The sequence below is a fragment of the Vibrio sp. A1-1 genome, from assembly GCF_021728175.1.
Lineage (GTDB): Bacteria > Pseudomonadota > Gammaproteobacteria > Enterobacterales > Vibrionaceae > Vibrio > Vibrio diabolicus.
Genome location: NZ_JAKKCL010000002.1, coordinates 298,423 through 319,043 on the forward strand (window position 1 = coordinate 298,423; position 20,621 = coordinate 319,043).

Consider the following 20,621-nt stretch of genomic DNA (forward strand, 5'->3'; position numbering starts at 1 on the left):
TAGATAAGGTTCAATATTTTTTTGTGAAGAAGATCTACATTCCTCATAAAAGCATTCCGTTTTGTGAACTACTGTACAACTAGTGATGTGTGCTACTATTCGCCTCCAACGCATTTGAGGCCCGTATGCTGACCAGTAAAATTCAAAAATCGATTCGTAATAGCTATCAAAACCTGCAAGATCAACTTGATAACTTTGTACCTAGAAGAGCACAAAACTACCTTGTTGCAGAGATTGCAAAAACGCTGTGCGGTCAGTACCACAAATCTAACCGAATACTGGTTGCAGAAGCAGGGACTGGAATTGGTAAGTCGCTCTCCTATCTAATGGCTGCCATCCCCGTGGCTGTACATAACAATAGAAAAGTGGTTATCTCAACGGCGACCGTAGCTCTGCAAGAACAGCTCATAAATAAAGACCTCCCTCTTTTTCGTCGGATTACTGACCGAGAGTTTTCTTTTATTTTGGCAAAAGGCCGTCAACGATATTGTTGTGCAGAAAAACTTGCTTCAGCTTGTGGCGCTGATGGTGGTCAGTTAGCCATGTTCGAAACCAAGCCTAAGCAAAGAGATATAGAGCTGTTGGAAACAATGCATCGCTCTCTTGCGCAAGGTAAGTGGGACGGTGACCGTGATTCTTGGCCTAAAACCATTGATGATAAGCTATGGCAACTGATTGTTAGTGATAAACACAGTTGTAATAACAGCTTACCCGGCCATCGCGGCTGCCCATTCCAAAAAGCGCGCTCAGAGTTGGATAAGAATGATGTCATCATTGCGAACCACTCTCTCGTCATGGCAGACGCAGACTTGGGGGGCGGAGTAATCTTACCTGAGCCAGAAAACACGATATACGTCTTTGACGAGGCACATCACTTGCCTCATGTTGCCCGCGATCATGCTTCAGCATCTGCGAGCTTAAAAGGTGCGGCAGCATGGCTTGAGAAGTTAAATCTGTCGATTAGCAAGTTTTCATCGCTCGCAGACGAGAAGCGCGTAGCTCGATTTCGCAACGACCTTCAAGACGCGGTTCAGAACTTGATACCAGCACTGACTCAACTGCCTAAACAGTTCGATCCAGCTCAGTTTGAAGAGAGTATCTACCGCTTTGAGCACGGTGAACTACCAGAATGGCTAGAGAACCAATCCAAAGAGTTAAAGCAGTTCAGTAAAAAAGCAAATCAAAGTGTGGCAAAAATTGCCGACCTTATTGCGGAAAGAGTAAAAGATGGGGAGCTTGCGACAAGATTGGCTGAACCAGCGCTTGCAGAGCTCGGCTTCTACATTCAAAGGTTAGAAAACCTAGCGCAAGTCTGGCACTTGATGGCTGAGCCAACTCGTGAAAAAGGTGCGCCTTTAGCTCGCTGGTTAGAAACCCACCCCGATCGCGAGGGTGATTTCATTGTGAGTGTTTCTCCGCTTGAAATTGGATGGCAACTCGACCAACAAATTTGGAGCAGGTGCATTGGCGCCATTTTAGTTTCCGCAACGATGCGTGCATTAAACTCCTTCCATTACTTTTGCCATCAGGTTGGTATTGATGGAAAACCAGAGTCAGGCACACAGTTTTTAGCGCTTGCGTCACCATTCGATTACCAAAACCAGGCAGAATTGCTCATCCCTGCGATGAAATATGAACCACCAGCGCCTCAATTTACTGAATATCTTATTGAGATATTGCCTAAGTACTTGGAAGACAAGAAAGCCAACTTAGTATTATTCTCATCCTATTGGCAGATGAACCAAGTTGCGAAGGCGCTGTCTTCGGAGTTCATAAAAAAAGGCTGGGCGTTGCAAGTTCAAGGTGAAAGCTCACGTCAAGAAATTCTAAAAAAACATAAAAAGCTAATAGAATCAAATAAAACCAGCATCTTATTTGGTACTGGCAGTTTCTCTGAGGGGCTAGATTTACCTGGCGAATTACTTGAAAACTTGGTGATTACAAAAATTCCATTTGGTGTTCCAACCTCTCCTGTCGAACAGGCTCACTCCGAATATATCGAGAAAAAAGGTGGGAACCCGTTTATGCAAATAACTGTACCTGACGCAAGCAAAAAGCTGATCCAGAGCGTAGGTCGCTTACTGCGTAAAGAGAGAGATTCTGGTAGAGTAACGATTCTTGATCGACGCCTAGTCACTAAGCGATACGGACAAGCCTTAATCGACTCACTACCTCCATTTAAACGTAAAATAGAATATTAGAAGAATCACCATTTATGGAAATGATTGAGCCAACTATGCTGTTGGTGTTGGCGCTTGTCGCTTTTGTCGCTGGATTTATTGATGCAGTTGCCGGTGGTGGTGGCATGCTAACCGTACCTGCTCTACTATCGTTGGGCTTGCCGCCCCATATTGCACTAGGCACCAATAAACTTGCGGCTACCTTTGCCTCTTCTACTGCGGCATTTACGTACTACAAGAAACGTTTATTCAAGCCTCAATGTTGGGGAAGAGCATTTGTTGCGACGCTTGTCGGAGCAACATTAGGTACCCTACTTGTGGACGCGATTAGCACGGATTGGCTAGAAAAAGGGTTACCCCTTGTTATTTTAGCGGCGGCGTTATACACCGTCTTCCATAAAACACCACACTCTCCTCATCAAAGTCCAATTCCCGAGCCTTGCCCAAAACTTCATAGAAAACAGTACATGCAAGGATTATCCATAGGGTTCTATGACGGGCTCGCAGGGCCTGGAACTGGGGCTTTTTGGACGGTCAGTTCAATGGCTCTGTATCGGCTGAATATCTTGCTCGCCTCTGGCTTAGCAAAAGCAATGAACTTTACCAGCAACTTTACCTCTTTGATTACGTTTGCAGTCCTCGGTCATATCAACTGGGTGCTAGGCTTAACAATGGGGGTATGTTTAATGGCTGGCGCTTTTGTTGGCGCGCATTCCGCCATTCGGTTTGGTTCTAAATTCATTCGCCCTGTATTTGTTACTGTCGTCAGTATACTGGCCATAAAATTGGCTTATGACGCATGGTTTGTAGGTTTGTCATGAACATTTCTCAACTCCAGGAAAACCTAGAACAAATGGCGAAGCAAGCCGCTGTTCTTGACCGTCAAAGAGGCGAACACCATGTTCCGCTTTTTGATGAGCGCTTATTTGGTTGTCGCTCTCGCTTACTTACTCCTTGCGTAAAAGAAGCAAAAGCCACGCTGGATGCGATTGTGCGTGAGCAAAATGAAGGTAAGCTCACCGCTTTGCGTGCTGAGTACCTCACTGAACGGTTAGTAGCGCAAATCGGTGCGATTCAACGCGAGATTTCTACCACCAAAATTCGCAAGAATGAGATCAAACATAGCAGCCATTTCCGCAAGCCTATTAACGTGCTTTACCAGGAACTCGCTCAACACCAAGAGTGGGCAAGACGCTTGCGCGAAATGGTGTTAGAAAAAGAACGTGCTGTCGAAACCGCTCCTAGTTTTATGCGTGCCGAGGCTCAGAAAGTGTTACTAGCGACCGAGCAACGTTTGGCTCGTTGTGAGGCAGCGCTTCTGAAACTAGAGAACCAAATTACACATAGGGAAAAACACCAATAATGGCCGATCAACCAACCTCGCCTTTAGATGACGCACCTGAAGAGATCAAATTGGCTGTCGATTTGATCTATTTACTTGAGAGCAATGAGATAGATCCAGAAGTTGCGCTTAACGCTTTGAAGATCGTGCAAAACGACTTAGAAAACAAATTAAAAGCAAAGTAGCCCAACGTTTCGCTCCTTTCACCGAGACTCGTTTTCAGCGCTCTTGCACAATGATACTATTCATAAAAAAGTACGCCCTCAAAAAGGATAAACAATGAAAGTAATCAGCTTTAACATCAATGGACTACGTGCGCGACTGCACCAACTCCAAGCGCTAATCGACAAACACCAACCAGATGTGATTGGCCTTCAGGAAATTAAAGTTCACGATGAAGCATTCCCGATTGAAGCTGTCGAAGCCATGGGCTACAAAGTGTATTTCCATGGTCAAAAAGCGCATTACGGCGTCGCAATGCTTTGTAAGCACGAACCTCTACACGTACAAAAAGGGTTCCCGACGGATAACGAAGAGCACCAAAAGCGCATGATCATGGCAACGTTTTTAAATGAAAACGGCGAAAAGGTCACGGTGCTAAACGGCTACTTCCCTCAAGGGGATAACATCAGCCACGAAACAAAATTCCCATACAAACGTCAGTTTTATAAAGATCTGATGACCTACCTAAACGATCATCACAATAGTGACGAGCAATTGATTGTTATGGGTGACATCAACATTAGCCCTATTGATGCAGATATCGGTATCGGCGAACCAAACCGTAAGCGTTGGCTAAAAACAGGTAAATGTTCATTCCAACCGGAAGAACGCGAATGGCTGAAAACCTTGCTAGATTGGGGCTTTGAGGACACCTTCCGCAAGCTATATCCAGAAGTGAACGATCAATTCTCGTGGTTTGATTATCGCTCTCGCGGGTTTGATGATAACCGAGGTCTACGAATTGATGTCATTTTGGCGACCCCTTCTCTCGCGCAAAAATGTATTGAGTCGGGTATCGATTATGAATTGCGCGGTATTGAAAAACCTTCAGACCACGCTCCAATTTGGTCGACGTTCAAGTAATACATAACTGAGCAATAAGCGGGACTCAACGCTAAGCTTAACCCATGAAAAAGGGAGACTCTGTCTCCCTTTTTCATGCAAGTTACTTTCTACTCAGCTAGTTCAGCGGCCAAACCGTTTGACCATCAACACTGACTGGCGTTTGAGCAAATTCGTTCAGACAGTAGCCGGTATTGCTGCTTGCAAAGTAAGTGAGAGGCATCGGTGGTAGATTCAGCGCCACAACCTGCTGTTTCGCTTTTTCTGTGAACGAGAAGCCCCACATATCTAAATAGCTCGTCATGTCTCGCTGAGAGATGTAGCTCAGAGCAATAAGCAACCAGTCATTGTTTGAGATGCTATTTGCCTCTTCACGAGAGTAGTTGGCGAAACCAATACTCAATCGTCTCTCATTCCAAAGCGCATCATCCGATTTCAAGCGGTTAAACTCACGTTCAATCAGGTGCAATCGCGCCAATAAATGCCAACCATTTTGCAGTACACCTTCATGCTGCGTCGCCATCATCATTTGAATGTAAACGCGAGCTCCCCAACTCCAACCAGTTTGATTTTGCGCTGCCATGTAAACGTTTGGATCCGCTTGAGTTCGGCTTGCTTGCAATAATTCAAACTGGCCTTTGAAATCCAAACTTTGGCAAGTTGAAACTTTCCCCGTATTCTGGAAGAAACGAGACTTACTGTAATACGAGTAGTAATTAGTCGTTGAATGCCCTTCCCAACCAGCAAATCGGAATCGACCTTTTTCCAAGCCATGACCAAGCTCATGTAAATCACCGTGACCGAGTGGGCTGAATGACCAGTAAGCATCGTATGGGTTACCAGAACAGCCGTAACCACACGTCGCTTGGTCAGCGTTCATATGCTTCACCATATCAATATTGGCGATTTCCCAACCTTGATTTTTGGCATACTGGATAATTTCCGGAACCTCATCGATACCCGGCCCTTGGAAACCAGCCAAGACATGTGGGTAGTTATGAACATACTCTTCTGTCGCCAGCGCCATTTCAGCTGGTGTCGACCACATTTCATCGTTGACCGACTCTAACATCTTGTCACGCTTTGAGTGCACTTCAAACCCAGGGGTGATCAGTTCAGCCCAATCGAACAAATTCGCTTCAAGCTCCTGAATAAACGCATCGTTATCCTTTTCACTTCTCCATACAGGGTGCTGCGCTACATGGCTAAATGTTAGAGCTACTGGTACATCATTATTGTTAAAGTGAACCTGGATAGGCCCGCCATAAGGTGAAGTCAGCGTGATGGTTTCACCCGGCTTCACCTCATAGGCGAAAGAAGTCAGCATCTTTGGTCGCGTGTATCCATCTTTGCTGAACTCATGAGTTGCGCCACTTCTTAAACTGTTGATGACAATTTTAGTCGTCACTTCATTACTGTCATTGCGCGTGACCGTAAAGGTCTCCCCAGGAAGCGCATACACACCAGCAGAGCGGAAGTTACGCTTTGATTCCATATTAATCGTTGCGCTGATTCTCTTTACTTCAGTGCTAAACTCACTACGGCTGAAGTTCCCCATATTTGGTTGTTTTGGGTTCACACTTCGGCTGTTGTATTGTACGTAATCGGCAAAATACGACTTTAGGAATTCGGTCGTTTGGGTTGATTGTTTGTCCATTGGGAACACAACCGTTTGACGATAGTGATCAGCCAGCAATACCATGAGTTTTTCGTATTGGTAGCCATCTTGATTAAACAAATCTACTTTTTGTTCATCAAGCTTTTGCAACCGATGGCGAATACTGTTTGCCCCTGCATAAAATTGACTTTCCATATTCGCAGTGTCAGGACAAGATTTGTCATCACACTGTGACAAGTCAACATTGAAGTTTTGAGATTCAAAACGAGACAACAGCGCTTGTTGCGTAGCAACAGAGTCTGGCACGAAGTTCATGAGTGATGAAGGCGCCCAATCAACCAAGCCTAACTTACGCCAATAGTTATCTCCCACATAATCAACATGGAATTTTTCCAAAATGTCTCGGCCAAGTTCAGTTAGTCCTCCATCCCAATGCAGGTATAGAACAGGAATTTGGGCTTGCTCAGCGTATGCCAGAGCATCGAGTACTTGTTGGTTGGTGTCGCCAGATTGCAGATGCTGTGACAAGATCAATAAGTTTGGAGTATTGGTTTGCAAGCAGCTAAGTAGCTTCGAACCATCGCATAGGTTGGCCTCGTTAAACGCCAACTCTTGTGAAACATTGTCTTTCAGCCAATTCCGAGTCGCTTGCTCATCAGGGAAGTAATAAGACTGATCCATTTGCGCGATGACAACGTTTGAAGTAGTTCCGCCTGACAACCAAGTGACCAGGTTGCTTAGCCATTGAGTCATCGCTGCATTCGAAGACTCGGGAAAGCGTTGTGCCGTTCTAAATGGGTTACTACCTAATAGCGCATAACGTTGACCATTAGCTTTTTCTCCAGCAACGCCAATTGACAACGCTTGATCTTTATAACCGCTAGCCATGGCCTTGTTGGTCATCAAGATCGTGTCGTTGAACCCATACTGAGGTGCCAAGATCGCTGCATCATGGGTTGGATCCCAATAAAGGCCAGAAAGGTTTTTCGCAATTGCAGATTTGATCGTATTCGACTGTTTCTTGTGCCCTTCCACAACTTGCCGACTTTCTCGAATGAAATCGTTCGGGTCAGAAACGAGCAGTGCATTACCAGTTTCCAGAGCTTGTTGAACTGGAGCTGGCGTTGGTTTTACTTGAGCATTAGATTGCGACTCTCCCTCTCCTCCACCACATCCAGTGGTAACGGCGGCAAGGCCCAACGATAGAATTGTTTTTTTCATTTTTACTTACTAAACAATGAGTTTATCAAATGTTAATGTAAGCACATGAATAAAAAGAAATAGTCTTTTGTATCGGTAGGGAAAATAGGAATGAAGATAACAAAATCATCAAAAAGCAATGGTACCCATTCCGATACCATTGCTGACATTAATTATTAACTTAAAGGACGTAGGTATGCCAAGAAGCGTTTCTCTGCCACTTTAAAGCACCACAAGATCATAAACGTCAGTGCCATGTAGAACAGCCCCGCCGTTAGGAAAGATTCAAATGGCGCATAGTAACGTGAGTTAACTAAGCGCGCAGCGCCAGTTAGATCCATAATGGTAACGATACCCGCGACCGCACTACCGTGCAGCATGAAAATCACTTCGTTTGAATAAGCTGGTAATGCTCGACGCAGTGCACTAGGCAAGATAATACGTCTGTATGTCATAAACTTACTCATCCCATACGCTTTGGCAGCTTCTACTTCACCTTTGGGCAAGCCATTAATCGCACCACGAATAATTTCTGCTGTATAAGCCGACGTATTAAGAATAAAAGCGACTAAAGCACAAAACCAGGCGTTTTCCCACAAGGTATCTTTCACAGGAAAGAACTGATCCATACCGTAATAAATCAAATACAACTGGACCAACAACGGTGTTCCACGGAAAAAGTAAATGAATCCCCAAGAAGGTAAGCTAAAGGCATAATTCGTACTATTACGTGCCACGGCTAATGGAATCGAGACACACAAACCGATAACCAACGCTAATCCTACCAGCCAAACTGTCGTCCAAAGTCCCTGAAGATAAGTTGGGAAGCTTTCAATAATCAAAGAAAAATCCATAACTTACCTCGCATGAATACTGAACTTACGCTCAACAAGCTTGAGTAGCCCGGTCGAAACGCTGGTAAAAAATAGAAAGATGAGCGCGACAGCCATGTAAAAGGTAAACGGCATTTTCGTCGTACCTGCCGCCAACGAGCTCATTCTCACCATGTCATCCAGGCCGATGATGGAAACTAACGCTGTGGTCTTGAGTAACACTAACCAGTTATTACCAAATCCAGGTAATGCATGACGAATCATCTGAGGCAGTAAGATTCTTCTAAACGATAAGGCTGAGCTCATACCATAAGCTTTCGCCGCTTCTAGTTCACCTTTGTCCACCGCCATGATCGCTCCGCGAAAAGTCTCCGCCATGTAGGCACCAAAGATAAAACCAATCGTGAGTACACCTGCAATAAATGGGCTGACATCAATATAGTCGGGTAAGTAAGACGTCCATTCATGGTTTGGATCACTCGAAGCAAACCACTCATTGAGCGTTTCGTTAATGGAGTACAGGCTATTGTTTAAAAGTATTTGTCCACCAAAGAAAATCAGCATCATCAGAACCAAATCAGGAATGCCGCGAATGACGGTGGTGTAAAGAGTGGCAATCGCCCTTGCCCATTTGTAAGGCGCTAACTTAGCTAATGCGCCAAGCATACCTAAGATCACGGCAAGAAGGAGTGAAAGCACTGCAACTTCTATCGTTACTAAAGCCCCTTTTAAAATCGAAGCTTCGTATCCTTGTAAATCTAGCATAGGTGAGTTCCTAATCCCTAAACTCAAAAAATCGACCGTTGACTACTTCTAGGAACAAGCCAACGGTCGCTTAATTACGGTTTATTCACCGTACACATCGTAGTTAAAGTATTTACCAGCAATTTCTTGATAAACACCTTTCTCACGTAGTGAAATTATCGCCGCGTCCAATTTCTTCGTTAGATCTTTATCTTGTTTACGCACGGCAATACCAAAACCTTCACCGAACCACTTAGGATCGGTCAATGACGGACCAACAAACTCGTACGCGTCGCCGCCCGCTTTATTAAGCACACCTTCTTCTAGAGCAGAGGCGTCTCCCAATACAGCGGCAACACGACCATTGGCTAAATCTAGGTAAGCCTCATCAAAAGAACCGTAACGAACAATCTCTACTTTATCGCCATAGTTATCTGTCAGATATTTGTCGTGTGTTGTTGCACGTTGAACGGCGATTTTCTTGCCATCTAGGTTGTCAAAATCCAGATTCGCACCCTTCTTGGCAATAAATTTGTTTGGAATCAGTGCGTATTTGCCAGTGAAATCGACTTTCTTCTTACGTTCTTCAGTAATAGACATCGCAGCGATGATTGCGTCGTACTTACGCGCTAATAGAGAAGGAATGATGCCATCCCAATCTTGCGCGACAATCTTACATTTCACTTGCATTTCTTCACAAAGCGCGTTGGCCATGTCTACGTCGAAGCCTTTCAGCGAACCATCCGTTTCTGTCCAGCTAAACGGAGGGTAAGCACCTTCAATGCCGAAGCGAACTGTTTTCCATTCTTTCGCTTGAGCGACACCAGATACTGCCGTTGCAGCGATCGTTGCTGCTAATAACCACTTTTTCATTTCCATACTCCTGTGATTGCTATTTTATTTCGTTTTGTTTGTTGTGCTGGCTTAGGAGGCAATAGTCTGCCGCCTAAAAATATTAGTAAATGGATGAGATAAACTGCTGTAATCGTTCTGAATCCGGGTTTGTAAATAGCTTAGCTGGATTTCCCTGTTCTTCCACTAAGCCTTGATGCAAGAACATCACATGGTTTGATACGTCTCGCGCAAACGCCATTTCGTGCGTGACCACCAGCATGGTTCGTCCTTCATCTGCCAAATCTCTCATTACCCCTAATACTTCCCCAACGAGTTCTGGGTCAAGCGCCGAGGTTGGCTCGTCAAACAACATCACTTCAGGGTCAACTGCTAGCGCACGGGCAATAGCGGCACGTTGCTGCTGACCGCCAGATAAGTGTCCAGGATAATAGTCTTTACGCTCATATAGGCCTACTTTCTTAAGCAAGACTTCTGCGTTTTCAATCGCTTGGGCTTTTGGTACGCCTAGAACATGAACAGGGGCTTCAATCACGTTTTCTAGTACTGTCAGGTGTGACCATAAGTTGAAACCTTGGAACACCATCGCTAGACGTGAGCGAATACGTTGCACTTGCTTTTCATTAGCAGGAACGGATTCCCCTGCTCGGTTGTTCTTCATTTGGATTAATTCACCATTCACCCAAATTTCGCCTGCGGTAGGCGTTTCTAGCAAGTTGATACATCTAAGAAAGGTACTCTTACCAGAACCGGAAGAGCCAATGATGGAGATGACATCTCCTTTGTGCGCGGCAAGAGAAATTCCCTTGAGAACTTCATTTTGTCCAAATGTTTTGTGCAGGTCTTTTATATCTAGCGCTGGTACATCATTCATGCGCTCTACTCCCTGTGTTTTTGTCACTGCAATTAAGGGACTCCGCCCTCTCTAATTCGGAACAAATTAGCACCACACCCTGAAACTTGCAACAAATTATTAACCTAAATAATTCGAATAGAAAGATACGATAGCCAAATTAATATGCAATATATAGCAACTTATTCTTCAAAAGCTGAATATTAAATATAAAAAAGCCCCTTTAGAAGGGGCTTAATAAATTTACAAAAGTGTTAAGACGCTACTTAACCAATACCATAAAATCAGATTTCTGAGCATTCGTATTGACCTTCTCAGAATCAACTTCACTGATCACAAGACCATCGTGATCCACTTTAAGATCGGTCACATCACCATGAGAGAAAAGAGAAACAAAGTCATAGCTATTTAGGTTTGCTTCAGCAGACTCCACGACAATAGATTGTGAGTAATCACTTGTAGAAGAAACTTTCAAATCTTGTTTCACACTGTCATCGAATGTGTAGTAGAACAACTCCGGAACAACGACATCACTCTCTAAAGTTGTAAATACCTTGTGTGTTACTCGGTGTAGTGTTCCAGAGTTAGACTCTGCACGATATGCAAGGCGGCTAAAGCCTTTATCTTGGTCAGTGAAAGCAAAACCAGTATCAATAGTTGAACCTCTCACCACATGCGACGCAGGCAGAGCATTTAGGTTGTAGTAAGCGCTTGGATCAATTGAGATATCCCAATTTGCGTCCTGATACATCTTTTGGTTCAGCGCTACCGTCCAACCATTGATAGGTTTTTCAGCTGCAACACTGTAAGTCCAAGTTTCCGTTTTTGGCTCAAGCGGGTGGTAGAACTTCGTCGTTGACATAGGTAGCTCTGCAACTTCGTAGTTGTAATCACCAACAAGTACACTGATGTCTAAAGTGTCATATTTGAAAGATGTTGGGTTCAAGATTGGAGAAGAACCATTCATGCCAACCAATGGCAATGGTGATTCACTCGACCAATCGCGAATACCATACTGGTGCAGTTCTGTTTTCGCTGCGTCTGCATATTGCAGCACGACTGTCGACTCCATCTTCGAACCAATTGCTCTTACATCTAAAGAATCAATAGAATAGGTAGGCTTAGACTCTTTCGCAATTTGAGATATGAAGTTGTACTCTAAGCCACCAGCCTCCGTTGCTTCATATTTAAGGTCAGTTCGGGTAGCCTTACGGAAGTTGCCATTTTTATTACAAGCAGACACCGCCTCTCGATTCATTGAGAACGTTGAGTTTCTAAGGTTATTGTCCTTTAAAAAGTCTCGACTGAAGCTGTTTGCCGTAAATACGGTTCCAGAAGCATCAAGCAACTGATAAGTAAAATAGCCGTCCTCAGGAATGTCTTCTAGAACAAATTTCAAAGTAGTGCCTGATGGGTAGATAAAGTCGCCTTGACGGACACCATTCTTGTCTGAATAGAAACCGACAACCTTACCTCCTGTTAGCTGTGCACTTACGGCTGGTTGATAGGTCAATACCTGCTCGATGCCATTGCCATCTACTCTACGGTCGTAAATAGTACAGCTGTCTTTTTGTGCATTTGTTTCACTAATGACATTTGGAGCTGCAAAAGTAAAAGTGAATGTAGTTCTTGGTGTGGAACTACCACCGCCACCGCCACCGCCACCACAACCGACCATTAACCCTGAGATGATTGCCACTAGTGGCAGTACTTTAAGCTGTTTCATGTCTTTTTCCTAAACTGAGCGGCAATGATTAGCCAAAAAATCGTCTTTGCCCTGTAGAAAGCAAGAATAAAGCCAGCTTTATATAATCATCATGAATATTGATATTTACCCTGCATCCCAGAACGATAAGAGCAACAAATTCTAATTTTATGCAACTTGTGTAATGAAATTACACAAGATTTCACCATCTCATTCGCATGCCAGAAACTTTCTGTAGTTTTATTTCACAACCATTCTTAAAGTGATCTAAATCAATCACCCTAAATGGCTATCTTGCTAGACTCCTGCCAAAAGATGAGGATTTTTTTGTGCCTCAACACAATAAGTTATTAGCTATGCTTAGGCACAATGTCGACGTGTAACAAATCTAATAATAGCTAGCATAAGCGTGCCGCAGGATGCGGATTAACACAATTGAATGAAGAATTCATAACTTTTAAATATATGAGGAATCTATGTCAGACGCAGTTAACAAAACGCACTCTGATTCAGATATCGAGACCAAGAGCTACCGTGAGCTTCATCGTCCAGCATCTGAGTTCGCAAGCCGTTCAGACTACCTAGACCACGAACTACAAATTATGAAGCCGCGTCGTTTCGGCTTAAACTTGCCAGGTCGTGACTTCCGTTTTGAACTTGAAGATCTTGTTCCAGCACTTGCCGGTACGATTGGTATTATCGCGATGTACTCTGCGGTAATGATGTCTTGGGCTGAAGGCCTAACTGCCGCATGGGACCATGTTAACCTGGGCAAAGATTTCGCCATCGAAGTTGCCCGTGTAGAGATGCTCATCCCTGCACTTCTTTTCTGTGTACTTGCTTCTGGCTTTATTAACCCTAAAGCCAACCTAGCAGGTAACCACGGCCCAATGATCCCTCTTATTGGTACCATCGCGCTTGCTGGTGCTCACCCTCTTGCATTGGCAATTCTCATTGGTGTGTTTGGTTTAATTCTGAGCCTGTTAAAAGGTGGTTCAAAACTGGTTAACCTCACATCTGAAGGTACGGCTGGTGGCCTTCTCATCTTCTTGGGTTTAACCGGAACGATGAGCCAAATTAATTCCATTCAAGCTTGGGCTGTTGGTTTGCAATCCGACACAGTTGCCGCAGGTAGCATGGGTTACATCGGTCTAATCGTTCTTGCGGTTACTATTGGCCTATACGCGTTCCTTGCTAAAGTGAACAAACGCTGGCTAGCAATCCCTGTTTGTGCCTTCACTGGCCTTGCAATCGCACTTGTTCTTGGCGCAGGCTTCGATATTAAATTCGTAACCGAGACGGGTCTTCCAAACCTAAACCCAATCTACTGGTGGGGTTCAACAGAAGAAGGTTGGATGCTTGGTCTTCCTAATATGGAACACTTCATTGCTTCTCTACCATTCGCAATTCTTGCTGTAGCAATGTGGTCTCCTGACTTCTTGGGTCACCGCATCTTCCAAGAAATGAACTACCCACGTAAGAGTGAAAAAGTACTGATGGACGTTGATGACACAATGACAATGTGTTCTGTGCGCCAAATGGTCGGTACCGCTGTCGGTGGTGGTAACATCACATCATCTTGGGGGACTTACATGATCCCAGCAGCAATCGCGAAGCGCCCTATTCCTGGCGGTGCAATCTTACTAGGTTCTCTATGTATTATTGTTGCAATCCTTGGTTTCCCTATGGATGTTGCTGTATGGCCACCAGTTATGCGCGTTGCTCTTCTCGTTGGTGTCTCTCTACCACTACTTGAAGCAGGCATGCAGATGGTGAAAGACTCAAAAGATTCACAAGCAGCAGGCATCTGTATCTTTGGTTCAGCAGTCGTTAACCCTGTTCTAGCTTGGGCACTAACTATGCTTTTAGATAACAACGGCTTAATTGGTGATAAAGAGCGCGCGTCTCGCTTGTCGTTTGTAGACAAGATTGTGATCCCAGTAAGCGTACTTATTATCTGTTTAGTTGCTATGCTTGCAGTTGGTATGCTTGAAGGCCAATATGGCATCCAAGCTTGGCTGTAAAGCTGACAGTTCAGAAAATGTGTGGGTAGCGCTAGTCGCTACCCCATTTTTATCGAGATTTTTGAGGATTTATTGATTTAGTTTAAGGTTTGCAAAAAAATTTTAGTTTAACCTCTAACTGTTGCTTAAAAAGAGAAACGTTAAAACTAGTGACAATATTTATAGTTTTGTAACTCGAACATTTAAATTTAAGACTATAAATATTGTTATTCATAAGAGTGTACTGTTCCCCTCTTTAACTTGGGGATAGCTGGCTCAACGGCGAAGCAGTACGTATTTTTTTCTACTAAAAAGGTAGGTATGTCATGGCAGAGCAATTTGCTAAAGCTTGGGAAGGTTTTGCTGCAGGCGACTGGCAAAACGAAGTAAACGTTCGTGATTTCATTCAGAAGAACTACACTCCGTACGAAGGCGACGAATCTTTCCTAGTTTCTGAAGGTACTGAAGCGACTAACAAGCTTTGGGCTAAGGTAATGGAAGGCATCAAACAAGAGAACGCGACTCACGCTCCTGTTGATTTTGATACTTCAGTTATCTCTACCATCACTGCTCACGATGCAGGCTACATCGAAAAAGACCTAGAAACTATCGTAGGTCTTCAAACTGACGCTCCTCTAAAACGTGCGATCATCCCTAACGGTGGTATCCGTATGGTTGAAGGTTCATGCAAAGCCTACAACCGCGAGCTTGACCCACAAGTTAAGAAAATCTACACAGAATACCGTAAAACTCACAACCAAGGCGTTTTCGACATCTACACTCCACAAATCATGGCGTGTCGTAAGTCTGGCGTATTGACTGGTCTTCCTGATGCATACGGTCGTGGTCGTATCATCGGTGACTACCGTCGTGTTGCTCTATACGGTATTGATTTCCTAATGAAGGATAAATTCGCACAGTTCTCTTCTCTACAAGAGCGTTTCGAGAACGGCGAAGACCTACAAATGACAATGCAGCTTCGTGAAGAGATCGCAGAGCAACACCGTGCTCTAGGTCAAATCAAAGAAATGGCTGCAAAATACGGTTGTGACATTTCTCGTCCTGCTGAAACTGCACAAGAAGCTATCCAGTGGACTTACTTCGGTTACCTAGCTGCTGTTAAATCTCAAAACGGCGCGGCAATGTCTCTAGGCCGTACTTCTACGTTCCTAGACATCTTCATCGAGCGCGATATCGCTGCTGGCCGCATCACAGAAGAACAAGCTCAGGAAATGATCGACCACTTCGTAATGAAACTACGTATGGTTCGTTTCCTACGTACTCCTGAGTACGATGATCTATTCTCTGGCGACCCTATCTGGGCAACTGAGTCTATGGGTGGTATGGGTCTTGACGGTCGTACGCTAGTTACTCGTACAAACTTCCGTTTCCTAAACTCACTATACACAATGGGTCCTTCTCCAGAGCCAAACATCACTGTTCTTTGGTCTGAGCAACTACCTGAAGGCTTCAAGAAGTTCTGTGCGAAAGTGTCTATCGATACTTCTTCAATCCAGTACGAAAACGACGACCTAATGCGTCCAGACATGAACTCTGACGACTACGCAATCGCTTGTTGTGTATCTCCAATGGTTGTTGGTAAGCAAATGCAGTTCTTTGGTGCTCGTGCTAACCTTGCGAAAACTATGCTTTACACCATCAACGGTGGTGTGGATGAGAAGCTAAAAATCCAAGTTGGTCCACAAATGCCGAAGATCGAAGGCGATGTACTGAACTACGATGAGTTGTGGGAGAAAATGGACCACTTCATGGATTGGCTAGCGAAGCAGTACGTGACTGCACTAAACGCTATCCACTTCATGCACGACAAGTACAGCTACGAAGCGGCACTAATGGCTCTACATGACCGTGACGTTAAACGTACTATGGCTTGTGGTATTGCTGGTCTATCTGTTGCGGCTGACTCTCTGTCTGCAATCAAATACGCAAAAGTTAAGCCAATCCGTGACGAAGACGGTCTAGCAATCGACTTCGAAATCGAAGGTGATTACCCTAAATTTGGTAACAACGACCCACGCGTTGATGATATCGCATGTGAACTTGTTTCTGTATTTATGGGCAAAATCCGTAAGCTTAAGACTTACCGTGATGCAATCCCTACTCAGTCAATTCTTACTATCACTTCAAACGTGGTTTACGGTAAGAAAACTGGTAACACACCTGACGGTCGTCGTGCTGGTGCTCCATTTGCTCCAGGTGCTAACCCAATGCACGGTCGCGATGAGAAAGGTGCCGTAGCATCACTAACTTCAGTTGCAAAACTGCCGTTTGCTGACGCACAAGATGGTATCTCTTACACATTCTCTATCGTACCTAATGCACTAGGTAAAGATGAGGGTTCACAACGCGCTAACCTTGCTGGTCTGATGGATGGTTACTTCCACCACGAAGCGGGTATCGAAGGTGGTCAACACCTAAACGTGAACGTTCTTAACCGCGAAACTCTAGAAGACGCCGTTAAGCACCCAGAGAAATACCCTCAGCTAACAATCCGTGTATCTGGTTACGCTGTTCGCTTTAACTCTCTAACTGCAGAGCAACAAGCTGACGTAATCGCACGTACATTCACAGAGTCTCTATAAGACTTTAATGAAATAACGTTTTAGTGATACAACAAAGGCTGATGCTTCTAAGCATCAGCCTTTTTTTATTTCTTGAATGAAAGTTGTGATATTACGAAAGATTTTGCCCACATTCTTACGTATGATGCGAAAAAAGTTAGTAAATAAAGTATATGAAACTCAGTAAATTAATTGTTCTTACTCTTCTTTCTCCAGTTGCGATGGCATCCACTAAGTCTACGGTCTCTTTTACACTCGACAATGATGGTATTTTCGGCGTCGACCAAGACTACACAAATGGTATTTTTCTTTCCTACGCAACAGGCCAACTGAAACAAGAAAGCCAATGGAAATGGCTGAGTCTGGCTGACTCAGAACACGCCAATATCGATAAAATAGAGTTGGTTCTTGGCCACAAAATGTGGACTCCGAGCGACATTGAAGCGGATTATCCACTGGTCAATGATCGCCCATATGCGGGTTATCTACATACTGAGATCAACTATCTTTCTTTGACTGATGATAAGGCCGTCCGCTACAACTTCACCATCGGTGCAACAGGTGAAAGTTCGCTTTCAGAAAAAGCGCAAGAAATCGTTCACGGCATAACAGGCTCGACTGACCCACAAGGTTGGGATTACCAGATCGACGAGAAAGTGGCGTTTAGCCTTGGCTACCGCGTATTTAATAAATTGATGCGCAGCGAAGAACAAAAAACGCAATGGGAAATCACCAACATTAACGACATCAATGCAGGTAACTTCCGTAGTGATGTCTCTCAAGGCGTCATGTTTCGTTGGGGTACAAACCTAGCAAGCAGCATCGGAGCCGCCAATATTAGTGTTGAGAGCCCGTTCTCAGCGAGTATGCTCGCACAGGATACTTCAAGCTGGTTCTTATTTACGGGGTTTGAAGGTCGTTACCGTTTCAATGACATGACCATCGAAGGCGATCGCCCTGGTATTCCTGAGCCATCCGCGCCATACGACGTCACACTGCAAAATTGGCAAGCAAGCGCCGTAGCGGGTGCAACTTGGTATAACCAAAATTACGGTGCAAGCCTAACCTTTACGATAAAAACGCCAGATTATGAAGAATCCCAAACTGATGTTTATGGGACAGGCTCCTTCTCTGTGTTCGCCTTTTTCTAAAAGCTGACTTATCCCTGTATCCGTACCAATCTAAATACAAGGCAAGTTCTCTCGTTTGGTATTAACCAACCCTGTGATCAAGCATTTATTTAGATTGGTCTATCTATTTTCTTTCTTCACATAACCTTGCCTTTAGTACCGACAAAGCTGTTTTAACCCTGCTTTTTGTAATAAAATAACAGCTAGAATTTACTAGTAATGAGAGCAAAAGATGTCAACAACTGGTCGTATTCACTCATTTGAGTCATGTGGTACCGTAGACGGACCTGGTATTCGTTTTATCGTCTTCTTGCAAGGTTGTTTGATGCGCTGTAAGTATTGCCACAATCGCGATACATGGGATACGCATGATGGCAAAGAAGTTACGGTTGAAGAGATCATTTCCGAAGCGAAAAGTTACCGCCACTTCATGAATGCATCAGGTGGTGGCGTTACTTGTTCTGGCGGCGAAGCGATGCTTCAGCCTGAATTTGTACGAGACTTTTTCCGCGCAGCTAAGGCAGAAGGTATTCATACGTGTCTAGATACGAACGGTTATGTTCGTAAACACACTGATGTTATCGATGAAGTACTGGATGCAACAGACTTAGTAATGCTTGATATCAAGCACATGAAAGATGAAGTGCACCAAGATCTCATCGGCGTATCGAACCGACGTACATTGGACTTTGCTCGTTACTTGCAAAAAATCGGAAAGAAAACTTGGATTCGCTATGTAGTCGTGCCAGGTTACACGGATGATCCTGAAGCAGCACACATGCTTGGTGAGTTTATTAAAGATATGGATAACATCGAAAAGATCGAGTTACTTCCTTATCACAAATTGGGTGCCCATAAATGGGAAGCATTGGGCTTAGAATACCCACTCGAAGGGGTAAACCCTCCACCGAAAGAAACCATGGACGAGATTCAATCCATTCTTGCGCAGTACAACGATAACGTAAAATACTAAGTGAACAGCAAAACTAACCTCTTTAAAATACCAGCATATTGCTGGTATTTTTTTAACTATACCTAAGTACCTTCAATGAATCTCTATGAGTTGATTTAGGTATAAAAAGAACAATAGAAATGATTGCGTCATGATCGCATAGGAAGGAAGTAACATGGATTGGTTTAACTTGGGCTCTCTGGTTGTCATACTTTGGATAGTGCTCGCCTACTGTCTACCAGATTGGAAAAAAGTCGTTTGGCCCAAGCTTGAAAAGGAAAAAGCATTTCAGCACCTCGTTTTCGCAACACTCTTTTTTTTCAGCATCTTATGGGCAACCCAAGCAGGCGTAAAAGAAGGACTACAGATTCATTTTCTCGCGCTAACAACGCTGACGATGATGTATGGTTGGCGTATGGCCTTTCTAATCAGTATCCCCGCAATGCTGGTCAACCACCTGCTACATGATGTGTCGTTGTTGCAGTTACCCACGTCTTTAGTATTGTCTGCCCTGCTTCCTATCTTCATTAGTTACCTCGTCTTTCTTTTGAGTTATCACTACTTGCCAAGAAACATTTTTGTGTTCATCTTCGTTGCAGGTTTTTTCAACGGCGCGATAACAGGAAGCCTGCATCTGCTGATTAACTCCTTTTACCATTTATCGGTTGGTCATTACGATTGGGAAACCATTCAACATAACTACTTTATTTTTGTACCGTTGCTTGCCTTCCCTGAGGGTCTATTAAATGGTATGTCACTGGCGGTTTTAACCGTATTCAAACCAGAGTGGCTAAGAGTATTTTCAGACCGAGACTACATATACAATCATTACCATAAATAAGTGTTTTTAAACTGGTCAAAAGTGACAGTTCTTGCCATTTTTTAGTATTAAATATGTGTTGAGATCATGTTTCACTCATGTCTTAAGCGTTAACCTAAGCACATTAAAAATGTATTAGATATCTAGTGAGGTCATCATGGAAATGTCAAACGCTCAACGTTTGATTCTATCAAACCAATACAACCTTATGTCTCAACTTGATCCAAGTAATGCGGCCAAATACAAACGCTTACAAACGATCGTTGAACGTGGCTATGAGCTACAAATGCGTGAGTTGAATAAAGATTTCGGCTGTCTCTCAGAAGCGGAGTGTCGTGAGATCATCGACGTTATGGAGATGTATCACGCGATGCAAGAATCTTACAACATGCTCGATACCGAAGATCGTAACAAAGTGGATCAGCGCCGCTTGCAGTTCCTTGGGTTTGATATTGCTTCAGAGGCCCAACAAGTCCATTACGTACGCTTCCTTATTGATTCTGAAGGTCTGTACCCTCAATTTGATAAAGCAGACCATCACTTTAACAGCCAAATGCCAATGCTGGATAAATACCGTCGTATGCTACAAACTTGGCGCAACTGCCCTCGTCAGTACCATTTATGCGAAAACGAGCTTGCACAAATCTTCAGCGCATAAACTATTCGTCTACGAAAAGGAAAGCACTCGCTTTCCTTTTTTATTTGCCCTGTCACAACCTTACCGCTGCTTTTTCACCTTCTT

General features: G+C 44.0%; 17 protein-coding genes. 11 read left to right on the forward strand and 6 right to left on the reverse strand.

What is annotated here, in order from left to right; translation table 11 throughout:
* Window positions 1–125: 125 nt before the first annotated feature.
* From dinG to xthA, 5 genes are all read left to right on the forward strand, one after another.
* Window positions 126–2,201 carry an ATP-dependent DNA helicase DinG gene (dinG, locus tag L3V30_RS05410; RefSeq protein WP_237308486.1) on the forward strand — a complete coding sequence of 692 codons (2,076 nt, stop codon included), beginning with the start codon at window positions 126–128 and terminating at the stop codon, window positions 2,199–2,201.
* A gap of 14 nt (window positions 2,202–2,215) precedes the next feature.
* The gene (locus L3V30_RS05415) at window positions 2,216–3,001 is read left to right on the forward strand and encodes a TSUP family transporter (RefSeq protein WP_005390688.1); all 786 of its coding nucleotides are present in this window, start codon (window positions 2,216–2,218) and stop codon (window positions 2,999–3,001) included.
* The gene (locus L3V30_RS05420; protein ID WP_012841995.1) at window positions 2,998–3,543 is read left to right on the forward strand and encodes a primosomal replication protein; all 546 of its coding nucleotides are present in this window, start codon (window positions 2,998–3,000) and stop codon (window positions 3,541–3,543) included. Before L3V30_RS05415 ends, L3V30_RS05420 begins: the two co-directional genes overlap by 4 nt.
* Entirely contained in the window at window positions 3,543–3,707 is a 165-nt protein-coding gene (gene rsmS / locus L3V30_RS05425) for a pleiotropic regulatory protein RsmS (RefSeq protein WP_005378432.1), read from the forward strand. The genes L3V30_RS05420 and rsmS overlap by 1 nt, the downstream gene beginning before the upstream one ends.
* A gap of 94 nt (window positions 3,708–3,801) precedes the next feature.
* Window positions 3,802–4,608 (forward strand): exodeoxyribonuclease III, encoded by an 807-nt coding sequence (gene xthA, locus L3V30_RS05430; protein ID WP_237308487.1) that lies wholly within the window; start codon window positions 3,802–3,804, stop codon window positions 4,606–4,608.
* Between the two features lie 97 nt (window positions 4,609–4,705).
* Here xthA and L3V30_RS05435 read toward each other — a convergent pair whose 3' ends face one another.
* From L3V30_RS05435 to L3V30_RS05460, 6 genes are all read right to left on the reverse strand, one after another.
* Entirely contained in the window at window positions 4,706–7,426 is a 2,721-nt protein-coding gene (locus L3V30_RS05435) for an ImpA family metalloprotease (protein WP_237308488.1), read from the reverse strand.
* Window positions 7,427–7,581: 155 nt separating this feature from the next.
* On the reverse strand, window positions 7,582–8,259 hold the full coding sequence (locus L3V30_RS05440) for an ABC transporter permease (protein ID WP_005390676.1): 678 nt from the start codon (window positions 8,257–8,259) through the stop codon (window positions 7,582–7,584).
* Window positions 8,260–8,262: 3 nt separating this feature from the next.
* Window positions 8,263–9,003, reverse strand: coding sequence for an ABC transporter permease (locus L3V30_RS05445; RefSeq protein WP_006742137.1), 741 nt, complete (start codon window positions 9,001–9,003; stop codon window positions 8,263–8,265).
* An 81-nt stretch (window positions 9,004–9,084) separates the two neighbouring features.
* Complete coding sequence (locus tag L3V30_RS05450; RefSeq protein WP_012841998.1) at window positions 9,085–9,855, reverse strand: ABC transporter substrate-binding protein; 771 nt, start codon at window positions 9,853–9,855, stop codon at window positions 9,085–9,087.
* A gap of 82 nt (window positions 9,856–9,937) precedes the next feature.
* Window positions 9,938–10,708, reverse strand: coding sequence for an ABC transporter ATP-binding protein (locus L3V30_RS05455; RefSeq protein WP_005378438.1), 771 nt, complete (start codon window positions 10,706–10,708; stop codon window positions 9,938–9,940).
* 241 nt (window positions 10,709–10,949) lie between these two features.
* The gene (locus L3V30_RS05460) at window positions 10,950–12,413 is read right to left on the reverse strand and encodes a 54K polar flagellar sheath protein A (protein WP_104971457.1); all 1,464 of its coding nucleotides are present in this window, start codon (window positions 12,411–12,413) and stop codon (window positions 10,950–10,952) included.
* Window positions 12,414–12,868: 455 nt separating this feature from the next.
* Between L3V30_RS05460 and L3V30_RS05465 the strand changes: the two genes are divergently transcribed.
* From L3V30_RS05465 to L3V30_RS05490, 6 genes are all read left to right on the forward strand, one after another.
* Window positions 12,869–14,416 (forward strand): DUF3360 family protein, encoded by a 1,548-nt coding sequence (locus tag L3V30_RS05465; RefSeq protein ID WP_005390668.1) that lies wholly within the window; start codon window positions 12,869–12,871, stop codon window positions 14,414–14,416.
* 305 nt (window positions 14,417–14,721) lie between these two features.
* Entirely contained in the window at window positions 14,722–16,998 is a 2,277-nt protein-coding gene (pflB, locus tag L3V30_RS05470) for a formate C-acetyltransferase (RefSeq protein WP_005390666.1), read from the forward strand.
* 152 nt (window positions 16,999–17,150) lie between these two features.
* Window positions 17,151–18,128, forward strand: coding sequence for a lipid A deacylase LpxR family protein (locus L3V30_RS05475; protein ID WP_237308489.1), 978 nt, complete (start codon window positions 17,151–17,153; stop codon window positions 18,126–18,128).
* 211 nt (window positions 18,129–18,339) lie between these two features.
* Window positions 18,340–19,080, forward strand: coding sequence for a pyruvate formate lyase 1-activating protein (gene pflA, locus L3V30_RS05480; RefSeq protein ID WP_226422017.1), 741 nt, complete (start codon window positions 18,340–18,342; stop codon window positions 19,078–19,080).
* A 154-nt stretch (window positions 19,081–19,234) separates the two neighbouring features.
* On the forward strand, window positions 19,235–19,900 hold the full coding sequence (locus tag L3V30_RS05485) for an energy-coupling factor ABC transporter permease (RefSeq protein ID WP_006742143.1): 666 nt from the start codon (window positions 19,235–19,237) through the stop codon (window positions 19,898–19,900).
* 136 nt (window positions 19,901–20,036) lie between these two features.
* Window positions 20,037–20,537 carry a YfbU family protein gene (locus tag L3V30_RS05490; protein ID WP_005390659.1) on the forward strand — a complete coding sequence of 167 codons (501 nt, stop codon included), beginning with the start codon at window positions 20,037–20,039 and terminating at the stop codon, window positions 20,535–20,537.
* Window positions 20,538–20,621: the final 84 nt, after the last annotated feature.

Excerpts from the sequence above, each read along its gene's own strand:
- L3V30_RS05455 (WP_005378438.1), bottom strand. The coding sequence starts at position 10,708 with ATGAATGATGTACCAGCGCTAGATATAAAAGACCTGCACAAAACATTT.
- L3V30_RS05440 (WP_005390676.1), bottom strand. The coding sequence starts at position 8,259 with ATGGATTTTTCTTTGATTATTGAAAGCTTCCCAACTTATCTTCAGGGA.
- L3V30_RS05445 (WP_006742137.1), bottom strand. The coding sequence starts at position 9,003 with ATGCTAGATTTACAAGGATACGAAGCTTCGATTTTAAAAGGGGCTTTA.
- rsmS (WP_005378432.1), top strand. The coding sequence starts at position 3,543 with ATGGCCGATCAACCAACCTCGCCTTTAGATGACGCACCTGAAGAGATC.
- L3V30_RS05435 (WP_237308488.1), bottom strand. The coding sequence starts at position 7,426 with ATGAAAAAAACAATTCTATCGTTGGGCCTTGCCGCCGTTACCACTGGA.
- pflB (WP_005390666.1), top strand. The coding sequence starts at position 14,722 with ATGGCAGAGCAATTTGCTAAAGCTTGGGAAGGTTTTGCTGCAGGCGAC.
- L3V30_RS05420 (WP_012841995.1), top strand. The coding sequence starts at position 2,998 with ATGAACATTTCTCAACTCCAGGAAAACCTAGAACAAATGGCGAAGCAA.
- xthA (WP_237308487.1), top strand. The coding sequence starts at position 3,802 with ATGAAAGTAATCAGCTTTAACATCAATGGACTACGTGCGCGACTGCAC.
- L3V30_RS05450 (WP_012841998.1), bottom strand. The coding sequence starts at position 9,855 with ATGAAAAAGTGGTTATTAGCAGCAACGATCGCTGCAACGGCAGTATCT.
- L3V30_RS05475 (WP_237308489.1), top strand. The coding sequence starts at position 17,151 with ATGAAACTCAGTAAATTAATTGTTCTTACTCTTCTTTCTCCAGTTGCG.
- L3V30_RS05485 (WP_006742143.1), top strand. The coding sequence starts at position 19,235 with ATGGATTGGTTTAACTTGGGCTCTCTGGTTGTCATACTTTGGATAGTG.
- L3V30_RS05415 (WP_005390688.1), top strand. The coding sequence starts at position 2,216 with ATGGAAATGATTGAGCCAACTATGCTGTTGGTGTTGGCGCTTGTCGCT.
- L3V30_RS05490 (WP_005390659.1), top strand. The coding sequence starts at position 20,037 with ATGGAAATGTCAAACGCTCAACGTTTGATTCTATCAAACCAATACAAC.
- dinG (WP_237308486.1), top strand. The coding sequence starts at position 126 with ATGCTGACCAGTAAAATTCAAAAATCGATTCGTAATAGCTATCAAAAC.
- L3V30_RS05460 (WP_104971457.1), bottom strand. The coding sequence starts at position 12,413 with ATGAAACAGCTTAAAGTACTGCCACTAGTGGCAATCATCTCAGGGTTA.
- pflA (WP_226422017.1), top strand. The coding sequence starts at position 18,340 with ATGTCAACAACTGGTCGTATTCACTCATTTGAGTCATGTGGTACCGTA.
- L3V30_RS05465 (WP_005390668.1), top strand. The coding sequence starts at position 12,869 with ATGTCAGACGCAGTTAACAAAACGCACTCTGATTCAGATATCGAGACC.